This is a genomic window from Bradyrhizobium sp. (assembly GCF_049512235.1).
GTDB lineage: Bacteria > Pseudomonadota > Alphaproteobacteria > Rhizobiales > Xanthobacteraceae > Bradyrhizobium.
Map to the genome: position 1 here is coordinate 1 of NZ_JBEKXH010000253.1, position 9,564 is coordinate 9,564.

Sequence of the window (9,564 nt, forward strand, 5' to 3'; positions counted from 1 at the left end):
CGATAGAAATTCGGGATGGTTTCGCCGGATGCCATCATCTTCACGAACTTCGGATACAGCGCTTCCCAGTTCCATTCGGCGCCGGTCAGATAGGCCTTCGGCGCCAAGGGCGACTGGTTGACGTGATAGCCGCACACCATGGCGCCGCGGCGCGCGGCGTTTTCCACCATCGTCTTCGGACCGTCGACGTGGCAGGTCAGCACATCGACGCCCTGGTCGATCAGGCTGTTGGTCGCCTCGGCTTCCTTGACCGGCATCGACCAGTCGCCGGTGAAGATGACCTGGGTGGTGGCCTTCGGATTGGCGAGCCTGGCGCCAAGCGTGAAAGCATTGATGTTGCGAAGCACCTGCGGGATCGGCTTGGCGGCCACGAAACCGAGCTTCCCCGACTTGGTGGAATAGCCGGCGACGATACCGGAGATGTACTGCGCTTCGTCGATATAGCCGAAATAGCTGCCGGCGTTCTTCGGGTCCTTGTCGGTCCACAAGCCGCCGCAATGCTCGAAGCGCAGCTTCGGAAACTTGTTCGCCATCTTGATCATGTGCGGATTGTAGTATCCAAACGAGGTCGGGAACAGCAGCGTGGCGCCGTCCAGATTGATCATCGACTCCATGGTCTTTTCGACGGCATCGGTTTCCGGGACCTTTTCCTCCTCGACGACCTTGAGGCCGGGCATTTTCTTCAGCGCCGACGCGCCTTGCGCGTGGGCCTGGTTATAGCCATAGTCGTCGCGCGATCCGACATAGATGAAGCCGATCGTGGTTTCCGCCGCCGATGCGGAACGAACGCCGAAGGCCGAGCCGAGCGTCAGCGCGGCGCCGCCTTGCAAGAGATGCCGTCGTGAAATCCTGCCAAAATCCATTGCGTGCTCCCTTTGGCGGATAGACCGCCGCTAATTCGAGGGCTTCGCCGACATAGCGGAGCCCGAAGGACATATCGCAATCTTCATGCCATGGCCTGCTTGGTGAGCATTGAAACGTAAAGTATTGAAATATTTAACTTATCGCTGTGGCATCGCCCCGGTTTGATACTTGTGCAGGGCTAATCTGCATAAAATTAGAGCGATATCTATCCATTGTATGCAAGCGAGTTGAGCAATCATTAACTCTGATCCTACGTTCGGCCTTGGGTAATGTGAGCGGCCACTCGATCATTTGCCGGCTGGTCAAGCAGGCTGCTCAGGTGGTTTGGTGTCTTTCAGGGATTCGCCCGCCCTGCTGGCACCGAACTTGTATTAACCGGTCGAGAGGCGCGCTTGGCCTGGGGCTCGGCCTTCGTCATTGGATAAGCATGAGTGAAATGATGGAGGCCACGGCCGGGCTACCAACCGCTTCCCTCGGTGAACAGATTGTCGCCCGGATCAATGAACTCGGCGCGATCTCCGAAACACCGGAGTATCTGGCGCGCATCTTCCTGACCAGGGAGCATCGCGCGGCCGCCGAGCTGATCCTGGACTGGATGCGATCGTCCGGCATGGATGCCCATCTCGACGCGATCGGCAATGTCTGCGGCCGTTACGAGGGCGAGCGGCCGGGCCTGCCCTGCCTGATGCTCGGCTCGCATTACGACACCGTCCGCGATGCCGGCAAATGGGATGGCCCGCTCGGGCTGATCACGGCAATTTGCTGCGTCGGCGATCTGCACAAAAGGCGGCGGCGATTGCCGTTCGCCGTTGAGGTCACCGGCTTTGCCGATGAGGAGGGGGTGCGTTTTGCCTCCACGCTTTTGGGCAGCCGCGCGGTCGCCGGCACATTCGTGGAGAGTGCGCTGAACGTAAAGGACCGCGCCGGCATTTCGATGCGGGAGGCGCTTTCGACGTTCGGCCTCGACCCCGAACATATCGGCGCGGCGGCGCGCGCGCGCAGCGAATTATTGGCCTATGTCGAACTTCACATCGAGCAGGGACCGGTGCTGGAAGCCAAGGGTCTGCCGGTCGGCGTAGTGACCGCGATTGCCGGCGCCACCCGGCTCGCCGCACGCCTGACCGGAATGGCAGGGCACGCCGGCACGGTGCCGATGGAACTGCGGCGTGACGCGTTGGCCGGCGCCGCGGAATGCATCACCACCATCGAGGAATTGTGCCGGACCGACCATGGCGGGCTGGTCGGGACGGTGGGCTACATCCATGCGATGCCGGGAGCCACCAACGTGATCCCCGGCCAGGTTCATTTTACCATCGACCTGCGGACCCCGACCGACACCCACCGCCGGCGTGCGGTGACCGATATCGTCCGGCACATCGAAGCGGTTGCGAAACGCCGCAAGCTCAAGCTGCAGGTCGATGTGACTCACGAAAACCGCACCGTGCCCTGCGCGCCCTGGCTGAAGGCGCAGGTGGCCGACGCGGTCGCCGCCGAAGGCTATTCCGTCTTCGAGCTGCCGAGCGGGGCCGGGCATGACGGCATGGCGATGATCGACATTGCCGATGTCGGCATGATCTTCGTGCGCTGCCGCGGCGGCATCAGCCATCACCCCGACGAGCACGTGGACGTGGCCGATGCCGATGCCGGTGCCCGGGTGCTGCTGCGGCTGATCGAGAATTTCAAGCCGCGGGATGCTGCGAGATGATCAGGACGCGGGCGGGATCAGCGCGCGGAGCCGAATAGCTTTGCACCGCCGCTCGATCGTTGTAGTCGCCCAGCGCTGTGCCGACCGCGCTGGTCAAGGTCCGCATTCGTGGGCAAGGCACTTCGGACATCTGCGCCGGCCGCCAGCGTGCCATTTCAGACCGCGCAGAACCATCAATCTGGCTATGCTTAATTCCATGTAACGGGCACAACTGTGGCGAGTTTGCTACTACCAGATCTAAATATTGTCGGACTGTGATCGCCAGCGTTGTGGGGCCACCGCTCGCCAAATAAGGTTGCAGAGCGGGCAGGATACAATTCTTGAAATGAGTCCTTGCCCGGCGTCATGGCCGCCTGCTGGCCGGGTAACAGTAACGCATAGAAATCGATCGCTCTCTCGGAAGGAGATGTGATGTCTTGCCTCCCTCGAGGCCGTCGCACGCCAAGCAGCTGCGACAGGCAAACACCGCCGAATGGGATGACACGAAGGATTTCGCGCCAGCAGCTGCTGTGTGGCGTCGCGCTCATTGCCCTGAGTTCGCCGGCGATGGCTCAGAATATCGATACGACGACGTCGTGGAACGGGATCAGCTCCATTAGCGCATGGGGTGTCACCGACACCGCGACCTATGGGCAGACCATTACCCCCGTCGCCGGCCAAAACTTCTTGACCGGTTTCACCTTCGAACTTGCCCGGTTATCGGGAACGGCCCCGCAATTCCAGGCTTTCGTGTACCAGTGGAATAGCGCCACTGACCGCATTGTCGGCCCCGCGCTGTTCGGCTCGGGTGTAATGACCGCGCCGAGCGCAACGACATTCACGGCGGTTTCGATCAACACCGGCAGCATAGCCCTGACCCCGGGCCTGCAATACGTGCTGTTCCTGTCGACATCGAATCAGCAACCGGAGCCGACCGGAAGCTACAAGTTTGGATCTGTCGCGAACACGGCATATCCCAGTGGCCAATTCGTGTTCCAGAACAACGGCGCCAATTTCGGCAATTTGAGCGGCGCCAACTGGTCGCTAATTGCCAACGATCTCGCGTTCATGGCCACGCTCAACTTCGCTCCGCCGCTGCCGCCCTTCATCGTTCCTTTGCTGCCGGCTGGGGCGCCGACAAACCCGACCAATGTGGCTGCGGCCATCGACAAGGCTGTCGCGGGTGGCGCGACGGTGCCGGCCGGGTTCACCGGTCTCTATACGCTCACGCCGACCCAGCTTGTCAGCTCCTTGAGCGAACTCTCGGGAGAGAACAATACGCAGGCCCAGCAGGGCGCCTTCCAGTTGACCAATTCGTACCTCTCGCTGTTGACGGATCCGCTCGCGACCAACCGAACCACGGGCTCCGCGATGGGCTTTGCGCCGGAGCGGGAAAGCCAGCTGCCGACCGGGCTCGCGTCGGCCTATGCGAAATACAACAAGGCTCCTCCGATGGCGGCCTTTGTCCCGCGATGGGATGTCTGGGGCGCGGCCTTCGGCGGCAGCAACACCACGTCCGCCGATCCCAACGTGGTTGGAAGTCACGATACGACGTCGAGGGTCGGTGGCGGTGCCGCTGGCGCCGACTATCGGATTTCGCCCGATGCACTGATCGGCTTCTCGCTGGCCGGCGGCGCCACGTCATGGTCGCTGGCGCAGGCATTTGGCAGCGGGCGCAGCGATGTGTTCCTGGCCGGCCTCTATGGTGCGGGGCAGCGTGGCGCGGCCTATGTCTCGGGCGCATTCTCCTACTCGAATTACTGGATGTCGACCGACCGCACCGTGACCGTCGCAGGTCTCGATCAGTTGCATGCGGCCTTCAACGCCGAGAATTACGGCGGACGGCTCGAAGGCGGCTACCACATACCGTGGCAGATGGCGGTGCGGTGGACGCCGTATGCGGCGATCCAGCTGCAGAGCTTCCGGACGCCGTCATATGGCGAGGTTGCGACAGTCGGGTCGCCGCAATTCGCGCTGAACTACGATGGACGGACCGCGACGGCGGTCCGTGGGGAGTTGGGCGGCCGCGTCGACAAGACCATGGCGATGGACAATGGCAGCCAGCTCAGCCTGTTCGGCAAGGCCGCCTGGGCGCATGACGAGATCAGCGATCCCACGCTGAACGTCAGCTTCATCGGTCTGCCGACCGCCAGCTTCGCCGTCAACGGCGCGCCGCCGCCGCACGATCTGGCGCTGGTGACGGGCGGCGCGGAGTGGCGATTGGCCAGCGGCGTGTCGTTCCTTGCGAAGTTCGACGGGGAATTCGCCGACCGGTCACAAACCTATTCCGGCACCGGACGGCTGCGATACACTTGGTGAACGTTCGCTTGATCAGTGTCCATCGGGCGTCCGGACGCTGTTCCAGTTGTCGCGAACCTGCTGGTAATGCACGCTCGGATCGTAAACGACGGTCGGCAGATGGAGAACCTGTGGCGACAACCGGCCGACCGCGCTCAATACCGCGTAGGACGCAACGACGCGATCGTGCTGCGCGGTGACGAGCGCGACGCGGGCATTGACCAGCGCCTGTTGGGCGTTGAGCACGTCAAGCGTGGTCCGCTGTCCGACGCTCGCTTCTCGGCGAACGCCGGTGAGCGCGATTTCTGAGGCGGCCACCTGCGATTCTGCGGACACGACCTGCGCCTTGCCGGCCACGAGCTGGCCCCACGCGGTAACGGTGTCGGCCCGGGTCTGGTCGCGAGTCATTTCGAGATTGAGACGTTGCTGCGCGAGGTTTTCCTGGGACTGGCGGATCAGCGAGTATTCGGCGCCGCCCTGATAGAGCGGCGCCGAAACCTGCGCGACGGTCGCGGCGGCGAACGAGCGGAAGGTCGTCAGCGTCTGCTCATAGGCCTGCTGGACCGAGGCCTGCAGGCTGATCGTCGGCAACAGCGCTCCCTCATTGATCTTGACTTGCAGATAATTGACGTCGATGCCGTACGTCGCCGCGGTGACGTTCGGATTTTCGGTCAGGGCGAGCTCGATCGCGGAAGCAAGCGCATTCGGCAGAAAGCGATCGACCGGCGAGCCCGGCGCAAGGTCGGAGGGTTCGTTGCCGATGATGCGGCGGAAATTCGACCGCGTGGTCACGAGGTTGGATTCGGCGGTGAGTTGCTGGGTCTTGCCGGCTGCCAGCTGGGCCTCCGCCTGCGCGACGTCGGTGCGCGTCACCAGGCCGACGTCGAAGCGGTCGCGGGTCTGCTTCAGGGTCTGCTCCAGCACGCGGGTATTGCTGCGCTGGACCTCAACGATCGCGGCGTCGCGCAAATAATCCATGTAGATGGTGGCGGCGTTCAACAGCACGGTCTCTTCGAGCACGCGCAGCGCCTCGCGCGCGCCGGAAACCTGGCTCTCGGCCGCGCGGGTCTTGTTGGCGGTTTGATTGCCGTTGAACAGCGTTTGGGTGACGGTGAGGCCGACGCTGCGCGGCGGGTCGGTGCCGTGAAACTCGGTTCGGACGAGGGTGGGCGATCCGCCCTTGCTGGTGTTGGAGTCGGTGTACTGATAGCCGGCGCTGGCGGTGAGCGCGACCTTGGGCCGATAGGCCGACAGCGCCTGCGGCACGTTTTCGTCGGTGGATCGCACCAAGGCCCGCTGTGCGTTGAGTTGCGGGTTGTTCTGATAGGCACGCACCAGCGCGGCCTCGATGGTATCGGCCAGGGCAGGCGCCAGGCCCGCAGACGCCAACAGGAGAACCATGGCAGGAACTCTGTGAAGGCTTCTCACATTCATATGCGCCGTTCTTGTGCACCGATAAGGCGCCCTGCGTCCGCTCTGCCAACCCGCGCTGACCCGCAGGCGAAGGTTAGCCGCCGGTACGATTCTCGTGCGGGACGCTAGCTGCGCTCCCTTTCTAAATCAACAGCGGCGGTTGGCGATGGGATCATCAGCCAATGCAATTGGCGCATTAAGTTAATTCCAGCGGGCGGGTTGAGCTGATACCACCTGGTCCGCTGGGCGATCGATTTGACGCGACGTCTGACCTAATATCCGCAATGCACGACGAAGCGGACATCCGCCACGGCCAAGGGGGAGCTGATGCCCTAACCCGCGGTCACGTCCACCACCTCGGCGCCGTCGAGCACCCTGACGGCCTGGGCGCGGTCGAGATCGCCTTCCCAGGCGGCAACGACCACGGTGGCGACGCAGTTGCCGATCAGGTTGCCGAGCGCACGCGCCATGCCGATGAACCAGTCGACCGACAGCACCAGCACCAGGCCGATGGCGGGAATGCTCGGCACCGCGTTCAAGGTCGCCGCCAGAATGACGATGGCAGAACCGGGAACGCCATGCGCGCCCTTGGAGGTAACCAGGGACACCCCGAGCACCAGCAAGAGATCGCCGAACGACAATGGCGTGTTGGTCGCTTGCGCAATGAACACGACCGCCAGCGTCAGATAGATCGAGAACGCATCGAGGTTGAAGGAGTAGCCGGTGGGTATCACCAGCCCGACCACCGAATCCTTTACCCCGAGCCGCGTCAGCTTGCGCATGATCTGCGGCAGCACCGCGTCCGAGGACGCGGTCGCCAGCACGATCGTCAGCTCCTCGCGCAGATAGGCCAGGAATTTTAGGATGTTCAGTCCGGCCAGCGCCATCACGCCGCCGAGCACGCCGAACACGAAGATCGCGAGCGCGACGTAGTACAGGGCCACCAGCGACACCAATTGCCTGAGCGAGCCGACGCCGTATTGTCCGACCGTATAGGCCACCGCGCCGAGCACGCCGAGCGGGGCGAGCCGTACGATCAGTCCCATTGCCCGGAACAGCACCGTCGATACCGCGTCGATGAACGAGGTGATTTTCTCGCCCTTTTCGCCGCCGACAAGGGCCAGGCTGACGCCGAAGATGATGGCGAAAAACAAGACCTGCAGCACGTCATTGCGCGCCAGCGCGTCAAATGAGGTGGTCGGGATGATGTTCAAGAGGAAACTGCCGATGCCGCCGCCTTTCAGGTTGCGGGCGTTGGTGGCATAGGTACCGAGTGCCTTGGCATCCAGCGTCGACGGATCGATGTTCATGCCGTGACCCGGACCGAAGAGATAGGCGAGCAGGAGGCCGACGATCAGCGCGACCGTGGTCATGACCTCGAAATAGACCAGCGCCTTGACGCCGACCCGCCCGACCTTTTTGAGGTCGCCGGCGCCGGCGATGCCGTGCACGACCACGCAGAACACGATCGGCGCCACGATCATCGAAATCAGCTTCAAGAAGGCGTCGCTGAAGATCTTGAGACCGATGGCGAAGTCGGGGACGGCCATGCCGAGCACAATCCCGAGCAAGAGTGCTGCCAGCACCTGGACAAACAGCGAAGTATATAGCGGCTTTCGCTCAATTGCCGCAGTTGTGCTCATGATCGCCATCGAACGCTCCCCCCGGTTCTGGATATCGGCTATGATCCAGCAACAAGCGTGCCAACGACGGCGCAGGCTTGGAGAAGGCGCTGGCTGCAGTGTTCTGCAATGCTCGGCATAGCCTATGCTTAAAGATTGGCGTAGATGTTTGAAATATTGTGGGAAATGACGCCCTCTTGAGGGTTGTGCGGCGCAATGCTGGACGATGCTGATCCTGGTGCCCTTCCGGCGGCGGTGGATTAATGGACCTGGTTATTCGCGACGCCAGCATTCTGCAGCAAGGTGAGCTTGTTACCGTTGACATCGGCATTCAAGGCGCCACGGTCGCCGCTATCTCCCGGGCTCTCACGGTTGATGCGCCGGAACTGAAAGCTGCGGGCTGCCTGGTCGTCCCCGGCATGATCGAGACGCATATCCATCTCGACAAGACCTGCATCCTCGACCGCTGCCGGATCGAAGAAGGCACCGTCGCCGAAGCCGTCAGGGAAACCGCCGCGGCCAAACGCAGCTTTACGATCGAAGACGTCTACGCGCGGGGCAAGCGGACCCTGGAACGCTGTATCGCGCAGGGCACGATGCGCATGCGCAGCCACGTCGAACTTGACCCGGGCATCGGGATGACAGGTTTCGAAGCGGTCGAAGCGCTCGCGCGCGACTATGCATGGGCCATCGATCTGGAACTATGCGTGTTCCCGCAGGAAGGGCTGACCAACTATCCCGGCACCGAGGAATTGTTGATCGAGGGCCTGCGCCGGGGCGCGCGGGCGGTCGGCGCCGCGCCTTATTTCGACAGCGACCCGCGCGGCCAGATCGACCGGATCTTTGCGATCGCCAGGGATTTCGACGCCGAAATCGACATGCATCTTGACCTTGCCGAGAGCACCGAGGGGATGCAGGTCGAATATGTCTGCCGCAAGACCGAGGAGTTCGGCTGGGGCGGCCGGGTCGCAGTCGGGCACGTGACGCAGATGTCGCTGCTGCCGCCCGACCGCTTCGCTGAAATCGCGACGCAACTGGCCAACGCCGGCGTCGCGGTGACGATCTTGCCGGCGACGGATCTGCATTTGATGGGCCGTAGCCATGACCATGCGGTTCCGCGCGGCGTCGTGCCGGCGGAGCCCTTGCGGAAGGCGGGGGTGACCTGCTCGATCTCGACCAATAATGTTTTAAATCCCTTCACGCCTTACGGCGACGGTTCGCTGATCCGGATGGCGAACCTCTATGCCAATGTTTGCCAGGTGTCGCGCCCCGCCGACCTCGCCGGATGCCTCGACATGATCACGGTTTCGGCGGCACGGCTGATGCGGCTTACAGACTATGGCATCAGGGTTGGCGGACCCGCCGACCTCGTCGGTCTGGATGCGCGTGATCCCGCCGAGGCGATCGCAACACTCGCCCAACCGCTATGGGGCATCAAGCGCGGCCGCGCGTCCTTTACCCGCTCTCGTCCGCAGCTTCATCCACCGGGATTACAACATCGGCGGTCGTGTCAAGCGTAACAGAGACAAGGCCGAGGGCGAAATTCGGCGCGTGCCATTACAAGCGCGTCCATAAGCGCTTCTATGGCCGCCGTACCGATTGGTTCGAACACTTCGAAGGGCCATCGGTCGTTTTGTGGTGGGTGCCGGTCGGCCATCGGCCGAGCGTCGAGGAGGCTGTAGC

Annotated in this window: 7 protein-coding genes; 4 read left to right on the plus strand and 3 right to left on the minus strand. The window is 62.9% G+C overall.

From position 1 onward, the window contains the following. The coding region (locus ABSG20_RS21710; protein ID WP_423866565.1) for a BMP family ABC transporter substrate-binding protein at positions 1–863 on the minus strand (863 nt) is incomplete at its 3' end. A 428-nt stretch (positions 864–1,291) separates the two neighbouring features. On the opposite strand from ABSG20_RS21710, the gene ABSG20_RS21715 reads away from it, so the two are divergent. Both ABSG20_RS21715 and ABSG20_RS21720 read left to right on the plus strand, forming a co-directional pair. Continuing rightward, the gene (locus tag ABSG20_RS21715; protein ID WP_423866566.1) at positions 1,292–2,569 is read left to right on the plus strand and encodes an allantoate amidohydrolase; all 1,278 of its coding nucleotides are present in this window, start codon (positions 1,292–1,294) and stop codon (positions 2,567–2,569) included. A 477-nt stretch (positions 2,570–3,046) separates the two neighbouring features. Continuing rightward, positions 3,047–4,867, plus strand: coding sequence for an autotransporter outer membrane beta-barrel domain-containing protein (locus tag ABSG20_RS21720; RefSeq protein WP_423866567.1), 1,821 nt, complete (start codon positions 3,047–3,049; stop codon positions 4,865–4,867). A 12-nt stretch (positions 4,868–4,879) separates the two neighbouring features. On the opposite strand, the gene ABSG20_RS21725 is transcribed toward ABSG20_RS21720, so the two are convergent. Continuing rightward, the gene (locus ABSG20_RS21725; protein ID WP_423866568.1) at positions 4,880–6,247 is read right to left on the minus strand and encodes a TolC family outer membrane protein; all 1,368 of its coding nucleotides are present in this window, start codon (positions 6,245–6,247) and stop codon (positions 4,880–4,882) included. A gap of 344 nt (positions 6,248–6,591) precedes the next feature. Continuing rightward, positions 6,592–7,902 (minus strand): dicarboxylate/amino acid:cation symporter, encoded by a 1,311-nt coding sequence (locus ABSG20_RS21730; RefSeq protein ID WP_423866571.1) that lies wholly within the window; start codon positions 7,900–7,902, stop codon positions 6,592–6,594. Between the two features lie 242 nt (positions 7,903–8,144). Between ABSG20_RS21730 and ABSG20_RS21735 the strand changes: the two genes are divergently transcribed. Together ABSG20_RS21735 and ABSG20_RS21740 are read left to right on the plus strand one after the other, a co-directional pair. Beyond that, positions 8,145–9,401, plus strand: coding sequence for an amidohydrolase family protein (locus ABSG20_RS21735; RefSeq protein WP_423866569.1), 1,257 nt, complete (start codon positions 8,145–8,147; stop codon positions 9,399–9,401). Beyond that, positions 9,308–9,564 (plus strand): DUF3291 domain-containing protein (locus ABSG20_RS21740; protein ID WP_423866570.1); only part of this gene is annotated, 257 nt, incomplete at its 3' end. The genes ABSG20_RS21735 and ABSG20_RS21740, both read left to right, overlap by 94 nt.